The sequence below is a fragment of the Streptomyces longisporus genome (assembly GCF_039532765.1).
GTDB lineage: Bacteria > Actinomycetota > Actinomycetes > Streptomycetales > Streptomycetaceae > Streptomyces > Streptomyces longisporus.
This window is the reverse complement of sequence record NZ_BAAASG010000011.1, coordinates 461,796-486,231: the sequence shown is the minus strand read 5'-3', so window position 1 is coordinate 486,231 and position 24,436 is coordinate 461,796. Positions and strand designations below refer to the sequence as shown.

The window sequence follows — 24,436 nt, the reverse complement described above, 5'->3', positions numbered from 1 at the left end:
CGGAGTGGTGAGCCGTCAGCCCTTGATCGCGCCCTGCATGATGCCGCCCACGATCTGCTTGCCGAACAGGATGAACGCGATCAGCAGCGGCAGCGTGCCCAGCAGCGCGCCCGCCATGATCACCGCCTGGTCGGGGACATAACCGGTGCCGAGCGAGTTGAGGGCGACCTGCACGGTCGGGTTCTGCTGGTTGAGGGCGATGATCGGCCACAGGAAGTCGTTCCAGGCGAACACGAAGGTCAGCAGGCCGAGCACGGCCATCGCGGGCCGGGCCGCGGGGAAGACCACGTGCCAGACGACTCTCAGGCTGCTCGCCCCGTCCACCCGGGCCGCCTCGATCAGCTCGGTGGGCAGCGCCTGCACCAGGTACTGCCGCATGAAGAACGTACCGAAGGCCGTCACCAGCGTCGGCAGGATGACCGTCTGCAACTGGTTCGACCAGCCCAGGTTGCTCATCCACAGATACAGCGGTACGACGGCCAGCTGCGGCGGGATCATCATCGTGCCGATCGTCAGCAGCAGCACGCTGGAGAACCGGAACCGCAGCTTGGCGAAGGCGAACCCGGCGAGCGTGGAGAACAGCACCGTGGCGACGGTGATGGTGCCCGCGACGACCGTGCTGTTGAACATCGCGGTGCCCATGCCGGCCTGGTCCCAGGCGGCCTGCAGGTTCTTGAACAGGTTCCCGCCGAACCACAGGGGCGGCGGGGTCTCGGCCAGCCGCCGGTCGGTGCGCGAGGCCGCGACCGCCGTCCACACCAGGGGCGCCAGCGAGATCAGCGCGAAGACCGTCAGCACGACGTACGTCACGGGGCCGGCGTGCAGCTGCTTGCCCGCGCCCATCACCCGGCGGGAGCGGTCCTTCTTCGGTCGCGCCTGAGGCAACGTCAGTTCACTGGTGGTCATTGGGACTTCCTCAGGCGTCGGGTGAACAGCATGTTGATCACGGCGACGATCAGCAGGATCAGGAACATCGACCAGGCGATCGCGGACGCCTTGCCGAGGTTGCCGATGATCCAGCCCTGGTCGTACATGTACAGGCCGAGCGTCTGGTACTGGTGCTCGGAGCCGCCCTTGGAGCCGCTGACCCCGCCGAACAGCAGGGGCTCACCGAAGAGCTGGGTCGCGCCGATCGTGGAGACCACCACCGTGAACAGGATGGTCGGCCTGAGCTGCGGGATCGTCACATGCCGGAACTGCTGCCAGCGGTTGGCGCCGTCCAGCGCCGCCGACTCGTACAGGTCGACCGGGATCGCCTGCATCGCCGCCAGGTAGATCAGCGCGTTGTAACCGGTCCACCGCCAGATCACGATCGACGACACCGCGAACTGCGAACCCCAGTCGGACTCACGCCAGTTGACCGGGCCGATCCCCACGAAGTGCAGGAACCAGTTGATCATGCCGCCGTCCCAGGAGTACAGCAGCGTGAAGACGAGCGTCGCCGCCGCCACCGAGGTGGCGTACGGGGTGAGCATCACGACCCGCCAGACGGTCGAGCCGCGCAGCCGGTAGTTGAGCAGGTGGGCGAGCCCGATCGCGGCCATCAGCTGCGGCACGGTCGAGATCACACCGATGGTGAAGGTGTTCTTCAGCGCGTTCCAGAAGAAGTCCGAGCTGAGCAGGTTCTTGTAGTTGTCCAGGCCCGCCCAGGTCTGGGTGTCCAGCGAGGACAGCTGCACGTTGTGCAGCGAGTACCAGGCCGTGTACAGCAGCGGGACCAGGGAGAACGCCCCGAAGATGATGAAGAAGGGGGCGATGAACGCGTACGGCGACGCCTTCATGTCCCAGCGGTACAGCCGGCTGCGCCAGGAGTCGGCGCCCGGGGGTGGCGTACCTCGACCGTGAGCGCCCCGGGCCGCGCCCGGCGGGGTGCCGGGCGCGGCCTCGGCGCTCGACGCGGGATGCGCGAGTGCCTGCTTGGAGCTGCTCACTGGCCGAGCACGTCCTTGATCTCGTTCTTGGCCGCGTCCCAGCCCTGCGAGGGGCTCTTGCCCTTCTGCTCGACCTGGAGGATGCCCACGTCGGTGATGGCGGTGTTGATGGGCTGGTCCTTGATGCCGAAGTACTGGCTCGGGATGGTCTTCGCGGAGTCGGCGAAGATCTGGGTGAGCGGCGCGTTCGAGAAGTACGCCGTGGTGTCCGCGGCCGGCTTCAGCGTCGGGTACGCCGACGGGGTCGACGGGAAGCTGGCCTGCTTGGCGAAGACCTTCGCCTGCTGCTCGGGCGCGGTCAGCCACTTGGCCAGGGCGATGGCCTCCTTCTGGTGCTTGCCGGCCGTCGGCACGCCGAGGAAGGAGCCGCCCCAGTTGGACGCGGTCGGCGCGGCGGCGACGTCCCAGTTGCCCTTGCCGGAGTCACCGGACTTCTGCTCGATGTAGCCGATCATCCAGGCGGGGCAGGCCACCGTGGCGAAGGTGCCGTTGGCGTAGCCCTGGTCCCACGGCTTGTCGAACTGCTTCAGCTTCGCCGACATGTTGCTGGTCGCCACCGACATCGCGACGTCCCAGGCCTTCTTCACGCCGTCGGACTTGTCCCAGACGACCTGGCCGCTGCTCTTGTCGTAGTAGCGCTCGCTCGCGCCGCCGAGGGCCGCGTTGTAGACGGAGGAGGCCGAGTCCACGAACTTGGTGCCGCTGGGCGCCTTCTTCATGTACTGCTTGCCGACGTCGACGTACTTGGCCCAGTCGCCCTTCCACTGCGCGGCGAGCTTGGTGCGGTCCGTCTCCAGGCCGGCCTTCTTGAAGAGGTCCTTGCGGTAGCAGATCGCCATCGGGCCGACGTCGGTGCCGAGCCCGATCAGCTTGCCGTCCTTGGTGGTGGCCTGGGCGTTCTTCCAGTCCAGCCACTGGGACTTGTCGACCTCCTTGCCGAGGTCGACGAACTTGCTGCCCTGCGTCTGCACGGCCTCGGTGATGTTGCCGACCTCGATCGCCTGGATGTCGTCGGTGCCGGAGCCCGCCTGCAGCCGGGTGAGGACCTTCGGCCAGTACACGTCGGTACGGGTGGTGACGTTCTCCTTGATGCTGATGTTCGGGTGCAGCTTCATGTACTCGTCGTAGAGACCGGCCTGCTTGTAGCCGAACACACCGAAGGTGCCGATGGTCAGTGTGGTCTTGCCCTTGCTGTTGCCGCCGCTGTCGTTCGACGAGCTGTTGTCCGAGTCCTTGGAGCAGCCGGCCAGCAGCCCCGTGGTCAGCGCGGCGACGGCCGCGAGGGCCATCAGCCTGCGGGACCGTCGGGTACTCGTGCCCATTTGCGTCCTCCTGTTGCCTGACGTGCCGACCCCCCGGCCAACTGCATTGTTGGGCCCGTTCTACACGCTGCGGCTCGGGCGGGGAACGTGCGGGATGTGTATGTGTCAGGTACTGTGGGAGCGCTCCCACAAGTGATGTGTTGAAGGTTCGCCGGTTCGAGCGGGGGTGTCAAGGGAGTCGGCGTGGCGAGATGTGTTCAGTTATCGGGCTGTTAACTGGACGAAAGGAGTCCGGTACCGGGCGGGTCCTCCAGCCGGTCCGCTCTTCGAGGGGGAGGCCGGCGGGTCGAAAGCTGGGGCCCGAGGGGTGGCAGCCCCCAGGGACGGTCACGGATGCCCCGGGACTGTTAGATTCCTGGCCAGCTGCAGTAACGGCGGAAAGGTCGGAGCCAAATGCGGAGCCGGAGCGGTGGTCGCCCCACCCTCGAAGAGGTCGCCGCGCGCGCGGGCGTGGGCCGCGGCACGGTCTCCCGCGTGATCAACGGCTCGCCCCGGGTCAGCGACGCGACCCGCGCGGCGGTCGAGGCGGCGGTGGCCGAACTCGGATACGTCCCCAACACCGCCGCGCGCGCTCTCGCGGCGAACCGCACGGACGCGATAGCTCTGGTCGTCCCCGAGCCGGAGACCCGCTTCTTCGCGGAGCCGTACTTCTCGGACATGCTGAAGGGCGTCGGCGCCGAGCTGTCCGACACCGAGATGCAGCTCCTGCTGATCTTCGCGGGCAGCGACCGTGAGCGCCGCCGCCTCGCGCAGTACCTCGCCGCCCACCGCGTGGACGGCGTCCTGCTGGTCTCCGTGCACGCGGACGACCCGCTTCCCGACCTGCTCGCGCAGCTGGAGATCCCCGCCGTGATCAGCGGCCCCCGGTCGGCCGCCGAGACCCTGACCTCGGTGGACTCGGACAACTACGGCGGCGGCCGCTCGGCGGTGGAGCACCTGCTCTCCCGGGGCCGCCGCAAGATAGCCCACATCACCGGCCGCCTCGACGTCTACGGCGCCCAGCGCCGCGTCGACGGCTACCGCGACGCCCTGAGCGACGCGGGCCAGGAGGTCGACGAACTCCTCATCGAAACGGGCGACTTCACCGAGGAGGGCGGCCGCCGGGCGATGACGAAGCTGCTCGGCCGCTGCCCCGACCTGGACGCGGTCTTCGCGGGCTCAGACGTGATGGCGGCGGGCGCCCGCCAGGTCCTGCGCGAGGAGGGCCGCCGCATCCCCGACGACGTGGCGCTGGTCGGCTACGACGACTCGGCCATCGCCCGCCACATGGACCCGCCCCTCACCAGCGTCCGCCAGCCCATCGAGGAGATGGGCCGCCGCATGATCGACCTTCTCCTCAGCGAAATCGCCGACCGCCGACCGGCGGTGTCGCGGGGGCTGGAGCGACGGCAGGTGGTGCTGGCCACGGAGCTCGTGGCGCGGGCGTCGTCGTAGGAGCCCCTGAATGTTGGTGACATACACTACCTGTGTACATCGCGAACATGGAGGTGGCCGGGATGAGCGTCACTCAGATCGATCTGGACGACGAGGCGCTCGCCGAGGCGATGCGGCTCATGGGCTCCACGACCAAGAAGGACACGGTGAACGCGGCCCTGCGGGACTACGTTGCACGTGTCAAGCGTCTTGAGGCCGCTGAGAAGTTGGCGGCGCGTGGCGAGCGCGGTGAGTTCGATGCGGCGGCGGCGGCCCATGCCGACATCAAACGTGTGCGCCGGGCGGCCTTCGAGTGATCACGTACCTACTGGATACGTCAGCACTGTGGCACCTCTTCCGCACGCCGGGCGCGCTGGCTGCCTGGGAAGGGCACATTGCGGCGGGCGCCTTCCACATCTGCGAACCCACGCGCACCGAGTTCCTGTATTCCGCAACTGGCCCCGCCCACCGCGACGAGTTGGCCGACGAGCTGGACGCTCTGTGCCATATCTCGCCGGTTCCGAAGGGGGCATGGCGATGGGTGGACACGGCTCAGTACAAGCTCACGCAGTTCGGGCAGCATCGCGCCGCAGGAGCCGTCGATCTCCTGGTGTGCGCCACCGCGGTTCACCACGGGCACACGGTGCTGCATGTGGACAACGACTTCGCCACCCTGGCCGCGGTGCTGAAGGAGGTCGACCAGCGTGACGCCCGTGCTTGAGTGCGGTGGATCCCGGCGAATGGTCCGAGGGCGTACGGGAGTTGACCGAGGCGCGGTGGGCGGCCGGCTCAGCGAGGTAGGGCGAGGCGCCACCGCGTCTCGCCGTCGTGTTGCTCGTCCGTCGGCTCCAGTCCGGCGCCCCGGGCGACCGCCGCAGAGGCTGTGTGCCCGGGGTGGATGTGTGCGACGACCGTACGCAGATCGGACCGCCCCGCGAGCCAGGTGACCAGGGCGCGGGCTGCCTCGGAGGCGAGACCGCGGCCCTGCCGGGCGGTACCGACGACCCATGCGATCTCGGCGGCCGTCCCGGACACGGTGGCCTGGACGGTCCCCACTGGTCGGGAGCCCTCGCGCAGCAGCAACACCCAGTTGCACCAGGAGACGGCGGGGTCGGGCGATCCGGCGACGAGTCGCTCGTAACGGATGCGCAGGTCCTTGGGAGAGCTGGGGCTGCCGCCGATGAAGTCGTGCAGCGCTGGGTCGGACAGGGTGGCAGCCATCTCCTCGGCGTGCTCGACGCGGAGGGGGAGCAGGTCGAGGCGTGGAGTTCTGATCGTGTCGGCGTACACGGGCAGGGGCATGGGCGCCTTCCGGAAATGAATCAGCCGGTGACCCCTTATGCAGGGTCACCGGCTGATTACTCAGGGTGAGTGACGGGACTCGAACCCGCGACATCCTGGACCACAACCAGGTGCTCTACCAGCTGAGCTACACCCACCACGACCGGCGGTCTACTTCGTGGTTTTCCGACCGGCCGAGAAAAAGTGTACAGGGTCCGAAGGGGTGCTCGCGCACGCCTTTCGCGGCGCCCCCTCGGGGGCGTTACTCCGCAGGCAGGACGTGCTTCGCGGCGATCGACCTGGCGGTGTCCGAGTCGGGCCCGGGCTGCGGCACGAAGATCGCCTCGCGGTAGTAGCGCAACTCCGCGATCGATTCGCGGATGTCGGCGAGTGCGCGGTGGTTGCCGTTCTTCTCGGGGCTGTTGAAATAGGCCCGCGGGTACCAGCGCCGGGCCAGCTCCTTGACGCTCGACACGTCGACGATCCGGTAGTGCAGATAGTCCTCGAGCGTCGGCATGTCGCGGAGCAGGAAGCCGCGGTCGGTGCCGACCGAATTGCCGCACAGCGGGGCCTTGCCGGGTTCCTTGACGTGCTCGCGGACGTAGGCGAGGACCTGTTCCTCCGCGTCGGCCACCGTCGTGCCGCCGGCGAGTTCGTCCAGCAGCCCGGACGCGGTGTGCATCTGACGCACCACCTCCGGCATCGTCTCCAGTGCCTTGGACGGCGGACGGATGACGATGTCGACACCCTCGCCGAGGATGTTCAGCTCGGAGTCGGTGACGAGGGCGGCCACCTCGATGAGAGCGTCGTCGGACAGCGAGAGGCCGGTCATCTCGCAGTCGATCCACACCATGCGATCGTTCATGCGACCACCCTAAGGCTGGCGCCCGCAAAATCGGCCCCTCTGGTGTTCGAGGAGCAAGGGGACGGGAGGAGGGGGCGGGTGGCCTCGGTCACCCGCCCCCTCCTCGACGTCATGTACCGCTGCGCTGCCCTGGCAGGCTCGCCCGGCTCGTCACATAGGCCTCGCGGCCGTTCTCCGCCGCGGCCGCGGCGGACAGCGACGCACCCGATCCGACGGCACTCGCCGCCGCGCGCCGGCTCTGCAGCGGAACCGGCCCCTCCGGATGCAGCAGGGGCGTGGGTCCCGGCGCCCCGGCCGCACCCTCCATGTCGGCCGGCTTGTCGCCCTGCGGGCGGCGAGCGCGGTACGCGGCGCGGTAGGCCGCCGGGGACGAGCCCAGCTGACGGCGGAAGTGGCCGCGCAGGGCCACCGGTGAACGGAAGCCGCAGCGGCCCGCGACCTCGTCCACCGAGTAGTCCGACGTTTCGAGCAGGCGCTGCGCCTGCAGCACCCGCTGGGTGATCAGCCACTGCAGCGGGGCGCTGCCGGTGAGCGAGCGGAACCGGCGGTCGAAGGTGCGCCGACTCATGTACGCACGCGCGGCGAGCGTCTCCACGTCGAACTGCTCGTGGAGGTGCTCCAGCGCCCAGGCGACGACCTCCGCGAGCGGGTCGGCGCCGATCTCCTCTGGTAAAGATCGATCGAGGTAGCGCTCCTGACCGCCCGACCGGCGCGGCGGCACGACCAGACGCCGGGCCAGTGCGCCCGCCGCCTCGTTGCCGTGGTCCGTCCGCACGATGTGGAGACAGAGGTCGATTCCGGCCGCCGTACCGGCGGAGGTCAGCACGTCGCCGTCGTCGACGAAGAGCTCTCTCGGATCGACGTGCACCGACGGGTAGCGCTTGGCCAGCGTCGGTGCGTACATCCAGTGTGTGGTCGCGGGGCGGCCGTCCAGCAGGCCCGCCGCCGCCAGCACGAAGGCGCCGGTGCACAGCCCGACTATGCGGGCGCCCTCCTCGTGCGCCCGGCGCAGTGCGTCGAGCGCCTCCTCCGGCGGCGGAGACGTGATCGAGCGCCAGGCCGGTACGACGACCGTGCCGGCGCGCGATATCGCCTCCAGGCCATGTGGCGCGGTGAGTTCCAGGCCCCCTGTGGTCCGCAGTGGGCCTTCCTCGCCGCCGCACACCAGCAGTCGGTAGCGCGGCACGCCGGCGTCCTGGCGGTCGATCCCGAACACCGACAGCGGTATGGAACTCTCGAAGATGGGGCCGCCGCTGAACAGCAGCACCGCGACGATCTCCTTGCGGCGTCGCCCGGAAAGCTTCCGGGCCGCGGCTTCCGGCGCGGCAGTGGAGTCGTGGCTCATACTGCTAAGCCCCCCTCGGTGGTCGCGGCTCCTCGGTTGTGTCGCTCCTGCACGTTTCCCCTCGGTCCTGCACGAGTCCCCCGCCGTAAGACGTCAAGATCGAATCTACTGTGTCGCAAGGTGCCGGTGTGACCAGTTCGCCAACCGGCACATTGTCGACATGGCAACTTGGCGTGAAGCATTCGATCACGAAGCGTTGCACTCGCGGGCCGTGCAGGGAAGTGCGCCTTGTCGCAGTGGCCAATCCACGTAGGGTACGCGGGGCCCCCGCACCCCTTTCTCTGCAGGTGGAACGGGGGTTGGGGGGTGGTCGGGGCAAGGGATGCACGAGGTCCGGAAGTTGGCTGAAAAGCATCGGACGCGTGCGCGGAAACCGGTCAGCCGACCGGTGTACTTCCCCCAGTGTGACGCCTGCCTCTGTGTGCACCCGTGCCGCTTCTGTGATGGCGGCCCCGACGGGAGGTGTGATCCTCGCTCGGCGGGCGGGACGCCACCCGTTCGGACTGGCGCAGCAGCAGCCGGCACACCGCGGTGACGGCGGCGAGACCGAACGCCGTGCCCGCGGCGCCGGCGAGCGAGGCGCCGTACCAGAGAAGGACCACGGGGACGAGGACACAGCTGAACGCCGCCCAGCGGACGACATCGGTCACGGTGTCCTGGGGCGGGGCGGTCGCGCGGGGAGTCTCGGGGGTGGGGTGCGGTCCGGACATGCGTGCTCCCTGGGGCCTGGGTCTCGGTGTTCAACGCGTGTTCGACCGGGCGGTCACTGTACGCGGCCGCCACCGGCCCCCGGACCAGTGAACCCTGTGCAAACCGCCTGTACAGCGCAGCAACCATTGCGTTACGGGCGCACCCTCGTGCATGCTCCCTGGAACCCCCACGCAGGGTGGGCGGGATCTGGGCTAAGGAGGCGTGCCGCCGTACCCTTGGGGGTATGGGGTTGGGAAGATGATTCCCGGACACAGCTCCGCCGCACATGCTGCATCCGTCAGTGAGCTCCGCTCGCGGGCGCTCCCATAAAGGATCAAAACGCCGAGACAGCCATGGCCGGTCACGAATTCTTCGAACCCGCGGACCGCAAGCGGCCCGTCGCCGATCCCACGGCGGCCGAGCCCCAGGCGGCCGAAGAGCCACGCCATTCCTGCGATCCAGCCTTCAAGCACGGCGTGGTCGTCGGCTTCGACGGTTCCACGTCCAGTGAGCGCGCCCTCGCCTATGCGATCGGCATGGCCCATCGTTCCGGATCGGGCCTGATCATCGTGCACGTCGCCAACCGGCTGCCCACCACGGTGTGGGCCGGCTGCGAGCCACCGGTCTTCGTCGACGTGCCGGACCACCGCACCGAGGTGCTCGGGCTCGAGCTCGCCTGTGCGGACTATCTGGCCGAGGTGCCCTGGATCCTGGTCGAGCGCGGCGGCGACATCTGCCATGAACTCGAAGAGGTGGGGCGGGAGTACGAGGCGGACGCGATCGTCGTCGGCTCCACGCAGGGCATCGTGGGGCGGATTTTCGGCTCCGTCGCGGGGCGGCTCGCCAAGCGGGCGAAGCGGCCCGTCGTTGTCATTCCGTAACTCCTCGTTCTCCCAGGTGAGATGCGATCCGGGAACGGTCTCCCTCCTTTGTGCAGCGCGCAAATCTACTCGCGCGTAGAGGTGTTTGTGCCTTTGTGAAGGGCATATATCGGTCACCGCACAACTGCACATGCATGAAGGGAGCCCGCCGTGGACAACGACGTCTCCGCGGGAAGCGGAACCACTACCGTGGTCGGCCGACTCGCCCTGGGTGTCACCCTGTTGGCGTTCGGACTCGGATACACCCACGTGATCAATGGCGTGTCGGCCGCTGACGCCGTCTCACTGGCCCACTACGTAGGCGGCGTTGCGCTCTTCGTCGCCGGACTCCTCGCCTTCCGTGACGGTGACTCCGTCAACGGGACGGCGTACTCGGCGCTCGGAGCGCTGTGGTTCACCTGGGCCGTGACGGCCGGCAACTCGATGTCCGCCAACGCGGCGGGGCTGTTCCTGGCCCTGTTCGCCCTCGTGGCCCTGACGTTGACCCTCGCGGGCGGGGATCAACTGACGCAGGGTACATACGGGTTGTTCTTCGTCTCGCTGGTGCTTCTCGCCATCGCGCAGTTCGCGACCAGCGGGTCGCTGGCGAAGGTGGGCGGTTGGTTCGCCGTGGCCGCCGGGGCGGTTGCCTGGTACGCGGCCACCGCGGCGCTGGCTCACTGGCCGACGGTGCTTCCGCGGCGTGCTGCGGGTCGGGGCGTGACGGCTGCCGGCTAGCTGCGCAGGCCGGGGGTTGGGCGGCCCCCGGCGAATGGGAGCGGGCCCCCGTGCTTGGTGGCAACACGGGGGCCCGTTCTGTTGTGTGGCCTCTGCGGGCCGGTGGGGGCTTGTCGCGCAGTTCCCCGCGCCCCTAAAGATGTGCAGTTCCCCGCGCCAAAAGGTGTGCCCTCGCGCCCCTGAAGCGAATGCAGCTACTCGACCGTCACCGACTTCGCGAGGTTCCTGGGCTTGTCGATGTCCCTGCCCAGGGCCAAGGCCGTGTGGTAGGCGAGGAGTTGGAGGGGGATGCCCATCAGGATGGGGTCGAGTTCGTCCTCGTTCTTCGGGACGACGATCGTCTCGTCGGCCTTCTCCTCGTGCTGGTGGGCCACCGCGAGGATGCGGCCGCTGCGGGCCTTGATCTCCTCCATGGCGGCGCGGTTCTTCTCCAGGAGGTCGTCGTCGGGGACGATCGCGACCGTGGGAAGGGCCGGCTCGATGAGGGCCAGGGGGCCGTGCTTGAGCTCGGAGGCGGGGTAGGCCTCGGCGTGGATGTACGAGACCTCCTTGAGCTTGAGGGAGGCCTCTCGGGCCACCGGGTAGCCCCGGACGCGGCCGATGAAGAGCATCGAGCGGGCGTCGGCGTACTGCTCGGCCAGCTTCTTGATCTCCTCCTCCTGCGCCAGGATCTCGGTGATCTGGGCGGGCAGCTTGCGCAGGCCCTCGATGATCCGCTTTCCGTCGCGGACCGAGAGGTCGCGGGTGCGGCCCAGGTGCAGGGCGAGCAGGGCGAAGGCGACCGTGGTGTTGGTGAAGCACTTCGTCGAGACGACGCAGACCTCGGGGCCCGCGTGGACGTAGATGCCGGCGTCCGCCTCGCGGGCGATCGCCGAGCCGACCACGTTCACGATGCCGAAGACCCGCGCGCCCTTGCGCTTCAGCTCCTGGACGGCCGCGAGGACGTCGTAGGTCTCGCCGGACTGGGAGACGGCCACGTAGAGCGTGTCGGGGTCCACGACCGCGTTGCGGTAGCGGAATTCGGAGGCCGGCTCGGCGTCCGCGGGGATGCGGGCCAGCTCCTCGATCATCTGGGCGCCGATCATGCCCGCGTGGTACGAGGTGCCGCAGCCGAGGATCTTCACCCGGCGGATCTGGCGTGCCTCGCGGGCGTCCAGGTTGAGGCCGCCGAGGTGGACGGTGGAGAAGCGGTCGTCGATGCGGCCGCGCAGCACGCGGTCCACGGCGTCCGCCTGCTCGTGGATCTCCTTGTGCATGTAGGTGTCGTGGCCGCCCATGTCGTACGAGGCGGCCTCCCACTCCACGGTGGTGGGCTCCGCCGTGGTGCGGGTGCCCTCCGTCGTGTAGGTGCGGAAGTCGTCGGCCTTGAGGGTGGCCATCTCGCCGTCGCCGAGAGTCACTATCTGCCGCGTGTGGGCGACCAGGGCGGCGATGTCCGAGGCGACGAACATCTCCTTCTCGCCGATGCCGAGGACCACCGGGGAGCCGTTTCGGGCCACCACGATCCGGTCCGGGAAGTCGGCGTGCATCACCGCGATGCCGTACGTGCCCTCGATGACCCGGAGGGTGTCGCGGACCTTCTCCTCCAGGGTCTCGGCCTGGGAGCGGGCGATGAGGTGGACGAGGACCTCGGTGTCCGTCTCGGAGAGGAACTCGACGCCGTCCGCCTCCAGCTTGCGGCGCAGGTCGGAGGCGTTGTCGATGATGCCGTTGTGGACGACGGCGACCTTGCCCTCCGCGTCCAGGTGCGGGTGTGCGTTCACGTCGGAGGGGGCGCCGTGGGTGGCCCAGCGGGTGTGCGCGATGCCGGTCGTGCCCTTGAAGCGGGCCGGGACCTTGGCCTCCAGGTCGCGGACCCGGCCCTTGGCCTTGACCAGCTTCAGGCCGGTCGTCCTGGGGGACGTCACGACGATGCCGGCCGAGTCGTAGCCGCGGTATTCGAGCCGCTGCAGGCCCTCAAGCAGGAGGGGCGCCACATCACGTTTCCCGATGTATCCGACGATTCCGCACATATATACGTAGTCCTAGCCGTAGACGATGCGGCGCAACTGCCTGAGCGTAAGCTCCGGCGGCGCGACCGCCCGGTATTTCAGGTCCGCCCCGATCCGTTCGAAGATCTCCGCGTTCACCAGGCCCTGGGCCTGCAGCTCACGGTGGCGGCGACGGACGTACTCCTCGGTCGTCTCGTCGAAGTAGGCGAGCACGTCCTGGATCACCCGCAGTGCCTCGCCCCTGCTCAGGGGCGTGGACCGCGTCAGGTGATCGACAAGTTCCTCGTGCACCCGGTAGATCCTGAGGTACCGAAGGCCGTTTCGCAAGAATCCTGCCCGATATCGGGCAAGCCTCCGTCATGGTGACTGTTGATGTTCTTGTGGACCTCTGTTCGCAGGCTGTCCATCCTGAGTCCTGCGGCGCGTTGCTCAAGTCGACGAGTTTCAGACGCCATGGACATACCTCGTATGGGAGTACCGGAGCAGCTGGCCGAGCGCATGAGCATGGCCGAGCAGCACGAGTACCTGCGCGCGAGATTCTCGCGGCGCAACCTGATGAGAGGCGGCGCCGTGACCCTCGGCGCCGTCACCGGTGGCGCATTCGTGCCGGGTGCGGTGGCCCAGGCGGCCGTTCCCACGCAGCGGACCGCCCCCGCCACCGAGACGGTCGACGGCTCGCTCGTCGCCCCGTTCGGCCGCCACCTTGCCTACGGCAGCGACGCCAGCACCGAGATGACCGTCTCCTGGCAGGTGCCGGTCGCGGTGAAGAAGCCCTTCATCCGTATCGGCGCCCACCCCTGGGACCTCTCCCGCAAGATCGAGGCCGAGGTCCGCAGCCTCTACACCCCGGCCGGAGTCGGCGCCAGCGGCGACCACACGCAGTACTACCTCCACGCCAAGCTCACCCACCTGCGCCCGGGGAAGACGTACTACTACGGCGTCGGCCACCAGGGCTTCGACCCCGCCGAGCCGCACCTGCTCGGCACCCTGGGCACCTTCACCACCGCGCCCTCGCACAAGGTGCCGTTCACCTTCACGGCCTTCGGCGACCAGGGCGTCAGCTACCACGGTCTCGCGAACGACAGCCTGATTCTCGGCCAGAACCCGTCCTTCCACCTGCACGCCGGCGACATCGCCTACGCCGACCCGGCCGGCGCGGGCAAGACCGCCGACACCGGCTTCGACTCGCGGGTGTGGGACCAGTTCCTCGCCCAGACCGAGTCGGTCGCCAAGTCCGTGCCGTGGATGGTGAGTTACGGCAACCACGACATGGAGGCCTGGTACTCGCCCAACGGCTACGGCGGCGAGGAGGCCCGCTTCACGCTCCCCGACAACGGGCCGGACAAGGCGAACCTGCCGGGCGTCTACTCCTTCGTCCACGGCAACACCGCGATCATCTCGCTCGACCCGAACGACGTGTCGTACGAGATCCCCGCGAACCTCGGCATCTCCGGCGGCACCCAGACCAAGTGGTTCGAGGCGCAGCTGAAGAAGTTCCGGGCGTCGAAGGACATCGACTTCATCGTCGTGTTCTTCCACCACTGCGCCTACTGCACCTCCACCGCGCACGCCTCGGAGGGGGGCGTGCGCCAGGAGTGGGTGCCGCTGTTCGAGAAGTACACGGTGGACCTGGTCATCAACGGCCACAACCACCAGTACGAGCGCACCGACGTGATCAAGGGCGACAAGGTCGCCAAGAAGCTGCCGATCGGCGCGACCGCGTACCCCGAGACCGAGGGTGTCGTCTACGTGACGGCGGGTGCGGCGGGCCGCAGCCTGTACGCGTTCTCCGCCCCGGACTCCTACGAGGGGCACCTGAACGAGCGCGACTCCGTGGCCTCGTTCATCAACACCAAGGACGGCAAGGTCAACGAGACCGTCGCCTGGTCCCGGGTGCGCTACCTCAACTACTCGTTCCTGCGCGTGGACGTCGAGCCCGCGCCGCGCGGCCACTACGCCAGGCTGAAGGTGTCGGGCATCGCCGAGACCGGTGACCGCATCGACCACTTCACGGTGGCGCGCAAGGCCAAGTAGGGCGTACACCCCGAAGGCAGGGCGTACGTGTCACAGGCGGTCCTCGCCGGCGCTACAGGCGCTTGAGGACCGCCTGTTTGGCCATCGTGAACTCCTCGTCCGTCAGGACACCCGTGCGGTGCAGCTCACCCAGTTCCCGCAGCCGCCGCAGCAGCGCGTCGTGGTCGTCCCGGGGCGGCCCCTCCAGCTGTTTCGGCGGTACGTCCACGGGGGCCGCCGAGGGGTGCGGCAGCCGCGCCTGCACGGCCGCCGCGACCAGCGCCATCAGCGGGTCCTTCTTGAAGCCCCACAACTCCACCGAATGCGGGTCGTACTTGGGCGGTGCCTTGGTGTCCGCGCCCCGTACGGTGAACCGCAGATGCCCGTTCTCCAGGCCGGCCGCGGGCTGCCACTCCACGGCGACGACGTCGGTGACGGTCAGGGTGCGGGTGCCGGCGGCGGCCTTGGCGTCCTCCGTCTTCCAGTTCCACTCCAGACGGATATGCTCGCCGTCGAAGCTCGCGGTGCCGTCCCCGGCGGAGACGGAGAGCGGCACGGGCGGGCCGGGGAGCAGGTACTCGTCCACCGGGTCGGACGGAACCTCTTCGAGCAGCAGGGCGTTGCGGACCTCGTCCGTGAAGTACTCCGCCACCCCGTAGCGGTCGGACTCGACGAGCAGCTGGTACGGGTCGTTGGGCTCGGTGAGCCGTCCGCCGGAGGCGTGCAGCAGCGGGTCGGCCCCGTCGCGCAGCCGCAGCCTCAGCCGCCCCGTCTTCTTGCCCTGCTCGAAGGAGATCCCGGCCAACGCGCCCAGCGGGACGACGAGTTCACCCAGCGTCCGGCGGAGCAGGCTGACGTTCTTGTCCCGCCCGGGCGTCAGCCGGAGGGCATCGCCGTCGAAGGCCCATGTGCCGTCCTTCTGGATGATTTCCGCCATGGGGGGATTGTTTCATCGGTTCTGCGAGAGAGTGGTCTCTACCAATCGGAGGGAGCGCATGTGAGACTGCACCGCGTTCTGGCGTCGCTGTTGCTCGTGGCGGCGGCCGGCACCTTCACGGTAGGAGCGACCATGCCGACGAAAGTGAGCCCGACCCCGCTCGACCGGGTGGTTCCGGCACCCGCATCGGTCAAGCCCTGGGGCTCCCCTTACCGCATCACCGGCGCCACCGCCATCCGCGTCGACGACTCCCCGCGGGTGGGCCGGATCGGCGAGTACCTCGCGGACATCCTGCGCCCGTCGACCGGCTACCGGCTGCCCCTGGTCCACCAGGGCCGCGGTGGCATCCAACTCCGGCTGGAGAGGCAGCCGAAGGGCGGGCTCGGGGCGGAGGGCTACCGCCTGGACAGCTCGGAAGGCGGCATCACCATCACCGCCACCGAGCCCGCCGGCCTCTTCCACGGCGTCCAGACCCTGCGTCAGCTGCTGCCGCCCGCGGTGGAGAAGAAGTCCGTACAGCCCGGACCGTGGCTGGTCGCGGGCGGCACGATCAAGGACAGCCCGCGCTACGCATACCGCGGCGCGATGCTCGACGTCTCCCGCCACTTCTTCTCGGTGGCCCAAGTCAAGCGGTACATGGACGAGTTGGCGCTCTACAAGATCAACGAACTGCATCTGCACCTCAGCGACGACCAGGGCTGGCGCATCGCCGTCGACTCCTGGCCGCGGCTCGCGGCCTACGGCGGTTCGACGGAGGTGGGCGGCGGCCAGGGCGGCTATTACACCAAGGCCGACTACCAGGAGATCGTCCGGTACGCCGCCTCCCGCTATCTGGAGGTCGTCCCCGAGATCGACATGCCCGGCCACACCAACGCGGCCCTCGCCTCGTACGCCGACCTGAACTGCAACGGCACCGCGCCCCCGCTCTACACCGGCACCGACGTCGGCTTCAGCTCCCTGTGCGTCGGCAAGGACGTCACCTACGACTTCGTGGACGACGTCATCCGAGAGCTGGCCGCGATCACGCCCGGCCGCTATCTCCACATCGGCGGCGACGAGGCGCACTCCACCAGCCACGAGGACTACGTCAAGTTCATGGACCGGGTGCAGCCGGTCGTCGCCAAGTACGGCAAGACGGTGATCGCCTGGCACCAGATCACCGGCGCGCACCCGGCCAAGGGGGCGATCGCCCAGTACTGGGGCCTGGACGACACCGACGCGGCGGAGAAGGCGCAGGTCGCCAAAGCCGCGCAGAACGGGACCGGGCTGATCCTCTCGCCCGCCGACCGGATCTACCTCGACATGAAGTACACCGAGGACACCCCGCTCGGGCAGGACTGGGCCGGGCTGGTGGAAGTGAAGCGGTCGTACGACTGGGATCCCGGCAACTACCTTGCAGGAGCGCCCGGTTCGTCGATCAGGGGCGTCGAGGCGCCGCTGTGGACCGAGACGATCGTGACGGACGCCGACATCGACTCCATGGTGTTCCCGCGGCTCGCGGGGGCGGCCGAACTCGGCTGGTCGCCGGCGGCCACGCACGACTGGGACGCCTACAAGGTGCGGCTTGCTGCGCAGGCTGCGCGGTGGGATGCGCTGGGGATTGGCTACTACCGGTCGCCGCAGGTGCCTTGGCCCACGGCGTGAGCGCGGTTTTCGCCTGCAGGCTCGGTGGGGGCTGGTCGCGCCCACGCGGCGGAGCCGCAAATTGATACAGCCCCCGCGCCCCTAAGGGGCGCGACTGGCACCCTCGGAGGACCGTACTCCGGGGGTGCCAGTCCGTCTTGATCAGAACCCCGCGACGGGGTTCTTGAGGGTCCCGATCAGCTGGAGGGCGCCCGCCGGATCCGCCAGGTCGACCATCTGCCGGTTGTTGCGCAGTTGGAGCCGGTTCAGGCAGGACAGTGCGAACTCCGGGGCGAAGATGTCGTACCGCTCGAACTTCTCGGCGAGTTCGGGCACCGACGCCTGGTACTCGCGGGTGACCTCCGCGACCGTCCGCCAGAAGTCGTCCTCCTCCAGGATTTCCTCGGCGGCGAGGTTCGCGGCGAGGAAGCGGAAGAAGCAGTCGAAGACGTCCGTGAAGATCGACAGGAGTTTCTTGTCCTCCGGGACGTCCACGCGCAGCCGCTCCACCGTCGGCGGCAGCACCGCGTCCGGGTCCATGACGGCGATCTCCTCGGCGATGTCCTTGTAGATCGCGCGCTGCACGGCCCCGTCCTTGAGCACCAGGATCACGTTCTCGCCGTGCGGCATGTAGACCAGGTCGTAGGCGTAGAAGCTGTGCAGGAGCGGCGTGAAGTACGCCCGCAGGTAGTGCCGCAGCCACTCCGTCGGCGCCAGGCCCGACTGCTCGATCAGCGCGCCCGCGAAGGACGCGCCCTCGTGGTCGACGTGGAGGAGGGAGGCCATGGTGGCGAGCGACTCGCCGTCCCGGAGGCCCGGGACCGGGCTCTCGCGCCAGAGGGCCGCGAGCATCTTGCGGTACGGCGAGTAGCGGTCCGTGGCCTTCTCGTACTCCAGATGCCGGTAGCCGACGGCGGCCCGCTCGCGGATGATCGACAGGCCGGTGGACTTCAGCACCGGGTCGCCCTCGATGAGCCCGGCCAGCCAGTCGTTGATGGCGGGGGTGGCCTCCATGTAGGCGGCCGACAGTCCGCGCATGAAGCCCATGTTGAGGACCGACAGGGCGGTTTTCACATAGTGCTTCTCGGGGTGCGAGCTGTTGAAGAAGGTCCGGATGGACTGCTGGGCCAGGTACTCGTCGTCGCCCTCGCCCAGGCACACCAGGTGCCGGCGGGCGATCTCGGCGGCGAAGGTGACGGTGAGCTTGTTCCACCACTGCCAGGGATGGACGGGGATGAGGAGGTAGTCGGCGGGATCCAGGTCCTGCTCGCGCAGGATTCCGTGGAACCGCTCGACGGTCCCCTCGCCCAGCTCCTCCCGTACGAAGGTCTCGTACTCGATCCCGACGCCCGCCGTGAAGGCGGCGCGCGACCGGTGCGCGGCCAGCCACACCAGGCGGACCGGGCTTGCGGTCTCGGGGGCGTACGACAGGTACTCGCGGATGCCGAAGCCGAGCCGTCCGTTGTTGGCGACGAAGCAGGGGTGGCCCTCGGTCATACCGGTCTCAATGTCCTGGAAGGAGCTTTTCACCAGCTCGGCGGCCGGGATCTGCGGCTTGCTGAGCTTGTAGCAGGTGCCCGACAGGGTGGAGGAGATCTCCTCCAGGTAGACGGGGAGGATCTCGTCGCTCAGGCCCAGTGCCGCCCTCAGCTCGATGAAGAAGTCCAGGGCGGCGAGGGGGAGTTCGGTGCCGTCGCGGTGGCGGGTGATCGAGTCGGTGTCGATCTGCCAGTGGTCGAGGGCGCGGCGCGTGGCGGTGAAGCGGTAGCGGGTCAGCCCGTCGTCGCTGCGGACGACGTACCCGTTCTCGGCGGTGGCTTCCGGCGTGATCAGGCGCTCGTGCGCGAACTCGGCGAGGGCCTTGCGGACCAGGAGGCGGTTGGCCTGCTCCCAGCGTTCGGGGGAGAGGTGGGCGACGGTGGCGGTGAGGGTCATGCGGACACCCCTGTCGTGACGAAGAACTGCTCGCGCGTGCAGAAGCTCAGCAGGGCCTTCTTCTCCGGCTTCTGGATCTCACGCTCGGGCATGAATCCGACCGCCTCGTTCAAGGCGTGGACGGCCGTGTTGGAGACGTCCGGCTCGACGACGACGCGCCGCACCGCCGGGTCCTCGAAGAGACGCGCCATCACGGCGGTGATCACGGCCCGGGTGAAGCCGTGCACGGGCGTGTCGGTGGCGGGGGTCAGGAAGTGCATGCCGATGTCGCCCGGCTGCGGCTCGTAGAGGCCGACCAGTTCGCGGTGGGCGGGGTCGTAGTACTCCATCAGGAAGGCGGGTTCGCCGTCCCCGTCGAGCCCGAGCAGCGCGTGATGGTGCTCGTCGGCCGCGATCTCCATGTAGGCGCGCTCGATGTCCTCCAGTTTCGCGTCCTGCATCATCCAGAACGCTGCCTTGGGGTGGGTGACCCAGCTGTGCAGGAGTTCGGCGTCGGTCAGCGGGTCGAGGGGGCGGAAGGTGAAGGCCGTGGGGCTCATGCGGTGAACTCCTGGAACGCGATGGTCTTCTCGACCGGGTAGTACTCGGTGCCGAGCAGCTCGCGGATGATGTAGCTGTTGCGGTAGGCGCCCATGCCCAGGTCGGGGCTGGTGATGCTGTGCGTGTGCACGCCGGCGTTCTGCAGGAAGACGCCCCGGCCGGTGGTGTCGATGGCGTAGTTGCGGGCGATGTCGAAGTTGCCGTGCGCGTCGTAGAGCAGCCGGTGGCGTACGGGCTTCAGGAACTCCGGCTCGGCGTACTTGTAGCCGGTGGCCAGGATCAGCCCCTCGGACTCGATCTCGTAGTCCTTCTGCTGCTCCTCCTGACGGAAGGAGAGGGTGTACGTGCCGTTCCCGTAACGCGCGCCGGTCAGCGCGGAGTTGGTGAGCAGGCGGGTGGGCACCGGACCGTCGAGGTTCTTCTGGTAGAGCAGGTCGAAGATCGCGTTGATCAGATCGCCGTCGATGCCCTTGAACAGGCCCTTCTGCTCGGCCGTGAGCCGGTAGCGGGTGGCCTCCGGCAGCTCCCGGTAGTAGTCGATGTACTCCGGTGAGGTCATCTCCAGCGTGAGCTTGGTGTATTCGAGGGGGAAGAAGCGCGGGGAGCGGGTGACCCAGTTCAGCCGGTAGCCGTGGACATCGATCTCGCTGAGCAGGTCGTAGTAGATCTCGGCGGCGGACTGGCCGGACCCGACCAGCGTGATCGACTCCTTGCGCTGCAGCTCCGCCTTGTGCTGCAGATAGCGGGAGTTGTGGATGAAGTCTCCGCCCAGGTTCCGGCAGCACTCGGGGATGTGCGGCGGAGTGCCCGTGCCGAGGACGAGGTGGCGGGCGCGGTACAGGTCTCCGCCCTCGGTGCGCACGAGGTAGCTCTTCGCCTCTTCGTCGTACGTCACCTCGGTGACCGTCGTGCTGAAGCGGACGCTGCTCAGGCTGTTCGCGGCCCAGCGGCAGTAGTCGTCGTACTCGACGCGCAGCGGGTAGAAGTTCTCGCGGATGTAGAACGGGTACAGCCGGCCCTTCTCCTTCAGATAGTTGAGGAAGGAGTACGGCGAGGTCGGGTCGGCGAGGGTGACCAGGTCCGACATGAACGGGGTCTGCAGATGGGCGCCGTCCAGGAACATGCCCGCATGCCACTCGAAGTCCGGCTTCGACTCCAGGAAGACACCGTCGAGCTCGGCGATCGGCTCGGTCAGACAGGCCAGGCCGAGGTTGAACGGGCCGAGCCCGATCCCCACGAAGTCATGGGTTCCGGTCGGGTGTTCAGGACGCGCGGTCAAGGGACTCTCCCAGGTACTGCTCGGCGTGGCCGGCTATCAGGTCCAGGACGGCGGCGATGTCTTCGGTCGTCGTCCCGGGGTTGAGCAGGGTGAACTTCAGGTAGTGGCGGCCGCCCACCTTGGTGCCCGCGACCACCGCGTCACCGGAGGCGAACAGGGCCTTGCGGGCGTGGAGGTTGGCGCGGTCGATCTCGGCCGGATCGGTGACGGCGGCCGGGACGTAGCGGAAGACGAGGGTGGACAGGGACGGCCGGACGACGACGTCGAAGCGGGGGTCGGCGGCGAGGAGCTGCCAGCCTTCCTGCGCCAGGTCGCACACCTCGTCGAAGAGTTCGCCGATGCCGTCGGCGCCCATCACGCGCAGCGTCATCCACAGCTTGAGGGCGTCGAAGCGGCGGCTGGTCTGCAGGGACTTGTCGACCTGGTTGGGGATGCGCTCGGTGACCATACGGCGCGGGTTGAGGTACTCCGCGTGATAGGTCGCGTGGCGCAGGGTCGAGGCGTCCCGCACCAGTACGGCGGACGAACTCACCGGCTGGAAGAAGGACTTGTGGTAGTCGACGGTGACCGAGTCGGCGCGCTCGATGCCGTCGATGCGGTCCCGGTACTTGAGCGAGGCGAGCAGCCCGCAGCCGTACGCCGCATCCACGTGCAGCCAGGCGCCGAACTGGGCGCACAGCTCGGCGATCTCGGGCAGCGGGTCGATGGAGCCGAAGTCGGTGGTGCCCGCGGTGGCGACGACGGCCATCGGGACCAGGCCGTCGTTCCTGCAGCGCTCCAGCTCACGGGCGAGGGCGACGGTCTGCATCCGCTTGTCGTGGTCGACGGGAACGGAGACCACCGCGTCCTGCCCGAGGCCGAGCAGTTTCGCGGACTTCTTCACGCTGAAGTGGCTGACCTCGGACGCGAAGACACGCAGTTTCGCAAGGGCGGCACCCTCTTCCCACCCTGCCCGCCCTGGCTTGGCCTCCTCGCGGGCCAGCAGCAGCGCCTGCAAGTTGGACTGGGTGCCGCCGGAGGTGAACACCCCGTCCGCGGCGGGGCCGAGGCCGATACGGGCGGTCGTCCAGTCGATGAGCTTGCGTTCGATCAGGGTGCCGCCGGCCGACTGGTCCCAGGTGTCCAGGGAGGAGTTGACGGCGGACAGGACGGCCTCACCGAGCACCGCCGGGATGACGACCGGGCAGTTCAGGTGCGCGAGGTAGCGGGGGTGGTGGAAGTAGACCGCGTCGCGGAGGTAGACGTCCTCCAGCTCGTCCAGGACCGCGCCGGTGTCGCCCAGCGGCCGGTCGAGGTCGATGGCGTCGATCCGGGGAGCGAGGGCGTCGACGGTGACCCCGGTGAACGGACGGTCGGTGGTGGCGAGTTTGGCCGCCACCCGCTCGACTCCTTCGGTCACGGAGCGGCGGTAGTGCTCCGCGGTCAGGTCATTGAGCAGGTGCGAGCGCATTGGGGGTCCTCCTCGTTCAACTTAGGTAAGCCTAACCTAAGTCACTTGGGTTTAGTCCCGCCCCTCCCGTGACCGCCGTCACTCCTGCTCGCGCAACTGCTCCTCGCTCAGGCCCTGTCGCCAGTAGCCGACGAAGGTGACCCGCCGCCGGTCGATGCCACGCTCCTGGACGAGGTGCCGCCGCAGTTGCTTCACGCTTCCGCTCTCGCCCGCGATCCAGGCGTACGGGTGCTCGGCGGGCGGCAGTCGGTCGGCACGCAGGGCGTCGAGGGCCATGGGGGACCCCTCGACGCTGCCTGCGTCCCGGACCAGCCAGGTGATCTCGGCCTCGGCCGCGGTCACCAGGTCCTGGATGTCCCCGGCGTCGTGCACCTCCAGCCAGACCCGGGCGCGGGCACCGGCCGGCAGCGACTCGAGGATCGCCGACACGGCCGGAAGGGCGGTCTCGTCCCCCCAGATCAGCGTCAGATCGGTGTCCGCGGGCGGCCGGAAACGGATCGCCCGGTTGTCCGCGACCGCGGGCCCGAGCACCACGACACGATCACCGGCGGCGGCCCGCGCGGCCCACCGCGAGGCGGGACCCGCCGGAGTGTGCAGCACGAAGTCGATGTCGATCTCGTCGGGGTCGCGGCGCAGGCTCCGCAGTGTGTACGACCGCATCACGGCCCGTACACCGTCGGGCAGTTCACGCCAGGCCTGCCACCAGCCGTCCCCGAGCTCGTACGGCACGGCGGGCTCACTCTGCCCGGGATGCGGCAGGAAGAGGGACAGGGACTGGTCGCGTCCGTCGGAGAAGAAGTACTTCAGGTCCTCCCCTGTAAAGGTCACCCGAACCAGAGACGGCCCGAGCCGCCTCGTCCGCACGACCTGAAGGGAAAAGAAACGGAACGGGGCGGCTACGGCGGTTGTCATTACGGCTCCTGAGTTACCGTCAGGTTGCGGATTGGGGGTTCGGGGCCTGCCCTTCAGGGGCGCGGGGCTGCACCGATATGCGGCTCCGCCGCGTGGGCGCGACCAGCCACATCGGACCCGCACATACCCACGGCCTCAAACGTTCAGCTGACCTTCTTCGCCTTCTCCAACGCCTCGGCGAGGTTCGTGAGGAGCGGCGTGCACTTGTCGTAAGACAGAATCGGTTCAGGGGAGCGGGGAATGACCTGCCCCGCCTTGACCGCCGGCAGCTTCTTCCACGTGGCCTTGGTGATGTCACCCGGCTGAATGGTCGACGACCGGTCGTCCATCATGATGACGTCGGCCTGGTACTTGTCGACGTTCTCCCAGCTCAGCGACTCGAACCAGCCACCCCCCTTGGCCTTCGCCTTCTCCGGCGGCTCGACGAAGTTCACGCCGAGCGCCTTGAAGTACTCCAGGTCGATCGAGAGGTTCGTGCCGGAGACGTAGAAGAGCGCGTCGCTCGCCGAGCCGGCCAGCACCTTGATGTCGGGCTTGGCCTTCGCGGCCTTGCGCAGCCGGGCGGCGGCCGCCTCGAACTTCTTCTTCGCCTCGGTGACCGCGGCGGCCTTCATGTCCGCGCCGAGCGACTGCGCGAGCGCCCACATGCGCTGCAGCGGCTCGGTCAGCTGACGGTCGTAGACGGAGATGCCGACGCTGGGAGCCAGCTTGGCGATCTTGTCCTTGGAGGCCTCGGGGACGTACCAGAGGGTGCCGGCGTCGTCGAACATCGTGGAGATGAGCAGGTCGGGCGCGAGGGCCGCGTACTTCTCGACGTTGAACTGGTCCCAGACGTTGCCGAGGATCGTGACCTTGCTGATGTCCATGTCGCCGGCCTGGACGTCGGGCTTGCCGTCGGCGGTCCTGGTGGGGCCGAAGACGCCCTTGACGCTGATGCCGTAGTCGTGGAGCGCGGCGGCGACACCGGTGAACGCGACGATGTTCGCGGGCACCCGGTCGAGCTTCACGGTCGTGCCGCGGTCGTCCTTGAAGGACCAGGGGCCGGACCTGGCGGCGGTCGTCCCATTGCCGGAGCCGGCGCTTTTCACGTCGTCGTCGCCGCAGGCCGCGAGCACGGCCCCGAGGCCCAGGGCGCCGCCCGCGGCGAGGATGCCGCGTCGGGTCGGATGGGTGGCTCTGGCGTTGGACATGCTGTGGCTGCTTTCGAACGGGGCGGAACGCCCGCCGGACAACTTCGAACGTAGGTTAGCCTAACCTCACTCGATGTCCAGGGGTGTGGGCGTACCGGCCCCGAACCGTCAGCGGCCTGTG

The 24,436-nt window shown here is 68.7% G+C and carries 23 protein-coding genes and 1 tRNA gene; 7 read left to right on the top strand and 17 right to left on the bottom strand.

Annotated features, from left to right (window positions below; all coding sequences use genetic code 11):
• Window positions 1-15: 15 nt before the first annotated feature.
• From ABD355_RS24645 to ABD355_RS24635, 3 genes are read right to left on the bottom strand one after another with little or no spacing between them, the layout of a single operon-like run.
• On the bottom strand, window positions 16-906 hold the full coding sequence (locus ABD355_RS24645; RefSeq protein WP_425585785.1) for a carbohydrate ABC transporter permease: 891 nt from the start codon (window positions 904-906) through the stop codon (window positions 16-18).
• The gene (locus tag ABD355_RS24640) at window positions 903-1,931 is read right to left on the bottom strand and encodes a carbohydrate ABC transporter permease (protein ID WP_344402773.1); all 1,029 of its coding nucleotides are present in this window, start codon (window positions 1,929-1,931) and stop codon (window positions 903-905) included. The genes ABD355_RS24645 and ABD355_RS24640 overlap by 4 nt, the downstream gene beginning before the upstream one ends.
• Window positions 1,928-3,253 carry an ABC transporter substrate-binding protein gene (locus ABD355_RS24635; protein WP_344402772.1) on the bottom strand — a complete coding sequence of 442 codons (1,326 nt, stop codon included), beginning with the start codon at window positions 3,251-3,253 and terminating at the stop codon, window positions 1,928-1,930. The genes ABD355_RS24640 and ABD355_RS24635 overlap by 4 nt, the downstream gene beginning before the upstream one ends.
• Window positions 3,254-3,646: 393 nt before the next feature.
• Here ABD355_RS24635 and ABD355_RS24630 point away from each other — a divergent pair, with 393 nt between their 5' ends.
• The 3 genes from ABD355_RS24630 to ABD355_RS24620 all read left to right on the top strand — a co-directional run bounded on the left by ABD355_RS24630 (window position 3,647) and on the right by ABD355_RS24620 (window position 5,387).
• Complete coding sequence (locus tag ABD355_RS24630; protein ID WP_344402771.1) at window positions 3,647-4,687, top strand: LacI family DNA-binding transcriptional regulator; 1,041 nt, start codon at window positions 3,647-3,649, stop codon at window positions 4,685-4,687.
• 62 nt (window positions 4,688-4,749) lie between these two features.
• On the top strand, window positions 4,750-4,983 hold the full coding sequence (locus ABD355_RS24625; RefSeq protein WP_344402993.1) for a type II toxin-antitoxin system VapB family antitoxin: 234 nt from the start codon (window positions 4,750-4,752) through the stop codon (window positions 4,981-4,983).
• Window positions 4,980-5,387 carry a PIN domain nuclease gene (locus ABD355_RS24620; protein ID WP_344402770.1) on the top strand — a complete coding sequence of 136 codons (408 nt, stop codon included), beginning with the start codon at window positions 4,980-4,982 and terminating at the stop codon, window positions 5,385-5,387. Before ABD355_RS24625 ends, ABD355_RS24620 begins: the two co-directional genes overlap by 4 nt.
• Window positions 5,388-5,455: 68 nt before the next feature.
• Here ABD355_RS24620 and ABD355_RS24615 read toward each other — a convergent pair whose 3' ends face one another.
• From ABD355_RS24615 to ABD355_RS24595, 5 genes are all read right to left on the bottom strand, one after another.
• Window positions 5,456-5,968 (bottom strand): GNAT family N-acetyltransferase, encoded by a 513-nt coding sequence (locus ABD355_RS24615; protein ID WP_344402769.1) that lies wholly within the window; start codon window positions 5,966-5,968, stop codon window positions 5,456-5,458.
• A gap of 64 nt (window positions 5,969-6,032) precedes the next feature.
• Window positions 6,033-6,105: transfer RNA gene (locus ABD355_RS24610), tRNA-His, on the bottom strand.
• 104 nt (window positions 6,106-6,209) lie between these two features.
• A complete protein-coding gene (gene orn / locus ABD355_RS24605; RefSeq protein WP_115908012.1) occupies window positions 6,210-6,812 on the bottom strand; it encodes an oligoribonuclease in 603 nt (200 codons plus the stop codon).
• A 109-nt stretch (window positions 6,813-6,921) separates the two neighbouring features.
• Window positions 6,922-8,157 carry a helix-turn-helix domain-containing protein gene (locus ABD355_RS24600; RefSeq protein ID WP_344402768.1) on the bottom strand — a complete coding sequence of 412 codons (1,236 nt, stop codon included), beginning with the start codon at window positions 8,155-8,157 and terminating at the stop codon, window positions 6,922-6,924.
• A gap of 377 nt (window positions 8,158-8,534) precedes the next feature.
• The gene (locus ABD355_RS24595) at window positions 8,535-8,867 is read right to left on the bottom strand and encodes a hypothetical protein (protein ID WP_344402767.1); all 333 of its coding nucleotides are present in this window, start codon (window positions 8,865-8,867) and stop codon (window positions 8,535-8,537) included.
• 333 nt (window positions 8,868-9,200) lie between these two features.
• On the opposite strand from ABD355_RS24595, the gene ABD355_RS24590 reads away from it, so the two are divergent.
• On the top strand, window positions 9,201-9,728 hold the full coding sequence (locus ABD355_RS24590; RefSeq protein ID WP_115908015.1) for a universal stress protein: 528 nt from the start codon (window positions 9,201-9,203) through the stop codon (window positions 9,726-9,728).
• A 150-nt stretch (window positions 9,729-9,878) separates the two neighbouring features.
• Window positions 9,879-10,445 (top strand): GPR1/FUN34/YaaH family transporter, encoded by a 567-nt coding sequence (locus tag ABD355_RS24585; RefSeq protein ID WP_344402766.1) that lies wholly within the window; start codon window positions 9,879-9,881, stop codon window positions 10,443-10,445.
• 194 nt (window positions 10,446-10,639) lie between these two features.
• Here ABD355_RS24585 and glmS read toward each other — a convergent pair whose 3' ends face one another.
• Complete coding sequence (gene glmS, locus ABD355_RS24580) at window positions 10,640-12,457, bottom strand: glutamine--fructose-6-phosphate transaminase (isomerizing) (RefSeq protein ID WP_344402765.1); 1,818 nt, start codon at window positions 12,455-12,457, stop codon at window positions 10,640-10,642.
• A 12-nt stretch (window positions 12,458-12,469) separates the two neighbouring features.
• The gene (locus ABD355_RS24575) at window positions 12,470-12,727 is read right to left on the bottom strand and encodes a hypothetical protein (RefSeq protein WP_344402764.1); all 258 of its coding nucleotides are present in this window, start codon (window positions 12,725-12,727) and stop codon (window positions 12,470-12,472) included.
• 177 nt (window positions 12,728-12,904) lie between these two features.
• Here ABD355_RS24575 and ABD355_RS24570 point away from each other — a divergent pair, with 177 nt between their 5' ends.
• Window positions 12,905-14,470, top strand: coding sequence for a purple acid phosphatase family protein (locus tag ABD355_RS24570; RefSeq protein WP_344402991.1), 1,566 nt, complete (start codon window positions 12,905-12,907; stop codon window positions 14,468-14,470).
• A 52-nt stretch (window positions 14,471-14,522) separates the two neighbouring features.
• Here the strand turns inward: ABD355_RS24570 and ABD355_RS24565 are convergent, their stop codons facing one another.
• Window positions 14,523-15,386 (bottom strand): DUF4429 domain-containing protein, encoded by an 864-nt coding sequence (locus ABD355_RS24565; RefSeq protein WP_344402763.1) that lies wholly within the window; start codon window positions 15,384-15,386, stop codon window positions 14,523-14,525.
• A 60-nt stretch (window positions 15,387-15,446) separates the two neighbouring features.
• On the opposite strand from ABD355_RS24565, the gene ABD355_RS24560 reads away from it, so the two are divergent.
• Entirely contained in the window at window positions 15,447-17,030 is a 1,584-nt protein-coding gene (locus ABD355_RS24560) for a beta-N-acetylhexosaminidase (protein ID WP_344402762.1), read from the top strand.
• A 141-nt stretch (window positions 17,031-17,171) separates the two neighbouring features.
• On the opposite strand, the gene ABD355_RS24555 is transcribed toward ABD355_RS24560, so the two are convergent.
• From ABD355_RS24555 to ABD355_RS24530, 6 genes are all read right to left on the bottom strand, one after another.
• The gene (locus tag ABD355_RS24555) at window positions 17,172-18,944 is read right to left on the bottom strand and encodes an IucA/IucC family protein (protein ID WP_344402761.1); all 1,773 of its coding nucleotides are present in this window, start codon (window positions 18,942-18,944) and stop codon (window positions 17,172-17,174) included.
• Window positions 18,941-19,483 (bottom strand): GNAT family N-acetyltransferase, encoded by a 543-nt coding sequence (locus tag ABD355_RS24550; RefSeq protein WP_344402760.1) that lies wholly within the window; start codon window positions 19,481-19,483, stop codon window positions 18,941-18,943. The genes ABD355_RS24555 and ABD355_RS24550 overlap by 4 nt, the downstream gene beginning before the upstream one ends.
• Window positions 19,480-20,763 (bottom strand): lysine N(6)-hydroxylase/L-ornithine N(5)-oxygenase family protein, encoded by a 1,284-nt coding sequence (locus ABD355_RS24545; protein ID WP_344402759.1) that lies wholly within the window; start codon window positions 20,761-20,763, stop codon window positions 19,480-19,482. The genes ABD355_RS24550 and ABD355_RS24545 overlap by 4 nt, the downstream gene beginning before the upstream one ends.
• The gene (gene desA / locus ABD355_RS24540) at window positions 20,747-22,213 is read right to left on the bottom strand and encodes a lysine decarboxylase DesA (RefSeq protein WP_344402758.1); all 1,467 of its coding nucleotides are present in this window, start codon (window positions 22,211-22,213) and stop codon (window positions 20,747-20,749) included. The genes ABD355_RS24545 and desA overlap by 17 nt, the downstream gene beginning before the upstream one ends.
• Before the next feature lie 78 nt (window positions 22,214-22,291).
• On the bottom strand, window positions 22,292-23,125 hold the full coding sequence (locus ABD355_RS24535) for a siderophore-interacting protein (protein WP_344402757.1): 834 nt from the start codon (window positions 23,123-23,125) through the stop codon (window positions 22,292-22,294).
• A 143-nt stretch (window positions 23,126-23,268) separates the two neighbouring features.
• Window positions 23,269-24,315 carry an ABC transporter substrate-binding protein gene (locus tag ABD355_RS24530; protein WP_344402756.1) on the bottom strand — a complete coding sequence of 349 codons (1,047 nt, stop codon included), beginning with the start codon at window positions 24,313-24,315 and terminating at the stop codon, window positions 23,269-23,271.
• Window positions 24,316-24,436: the final 121 nt, after the last annotated feature.

Coding starts and splice junctions, on each gene's coding strand:
- ABD355_RS24625 (WP_344402993.1), top strand. CDS start 4,750: ATGAGCGTCACTCAGATCGATCTGGACGACGAGGCGCTCGCCGAGGCG.
- ABD355_RS24530 (WP_344402756.1), bottom strand. CDS start 24,315: ATGTCCAACGCCAGAGCCACCCATCCGACCCGACGCGGCATCCTCGCC.
- ABD355_RS24630 (WP_344402771.1), top strand. CDS start 3,647: ATGCGGAGCCGGAGCGGTGGTCGCCCCACCCTCGAAGAGGTCGCCGCG.
- ABD355_RS24600 (WP_344402768.1), bottom strand. CDS start 8,157: ATGAGCCACGACTCCACTGCCGCGCCGGAAGCCGCGGCCCGGAAGCTT.
- ABD355_RS24535 (WP_344402757.1), bottom strand. CDS start 23,125: ATGACAACCGCCGTAGCCGCCCCGTTCCGTTTCTTTTCCCTTCAGGTC.
- orn (WP_115908012.1), bottom strand. CDS start 6,812: ATGAACGATCGCATGGTGTGGATCGACTGCGAGATGACCGGCCTCTCG.
- ABD355_RS24645 (WP_425585785.1), bottom strand. CDS start 906: ATGACCACCAGTGAACTGACGTTGCCTCAGGCGCGACCGAAGAAGGAC.
- ABD355_RS24565 (WP_344402763.1), bottom strand. CDS start 15,386: ATGGCGGAAATCATCCAGAAGGACGGCACATGGGCCTTCGACGGCGAT.
- ABD355_RS24595 (WP_344402767.1), bottom strand. CDS start 8,867: ATGTCCGGACCGCACCCCACCCCCGAGACTCCCCGCGCGACCGCCCCG.
- ABD355_RS24550 (WP_344402760.1), bottom strand. CDS start 19,483: ATGAGCCCCACGGCCTTCACCTTCCGCCCCCTCGACCCGCTGACCGAC.
- desA (WP_344402758.1), bottom strand. CDS start 22,213: ATGCGCTCGCACCTGCTCAATGACCTGACCGCGGAGCACTACCGCCGC.
- ABD355_RS24635 (WP_344402772.1), bottom strand. CDS start 3,253: ATGGGCACGAGTACCCGACGGTCCCGCAGGCTGATGGCCCTCGCGGCC.
- ABD355_RS24555 (WP_344402761.1), bottom strand. CDS start 18,944: ATGACCCTCACCGCCACCGTCGCCCACCTCTCCCCCGAACGCTGGGAG.
- ABD355_RS24570 (WP_344402991.1), top strand. CDS start 12,905: ATGGGAGTACCGGAGCAGCTGGCCGAGCGCATGAGCATGGCCGAGCAG.
- ABD355_RS24615 (WP_344402769.1), bottom strand. CDS start 5,968: ATGCCCCTGCCCGTGTACGCCGACACGATCAGAACTCCACGCCTCGAC.
- ABD355_RS24590 (WP_115908015.1), top strand. CDS start 9,201: ATGGCCGGTCACGAATTCTTCGAACCCGCGGACCGCAAGCGGCCCGTC.
- glmS (WP_344402765.1), bottom strand. CDS start 12,457: ATGTGCGGAATCGTCGGATACATCGGGAAACGTGATGTGGCGCCCCTC.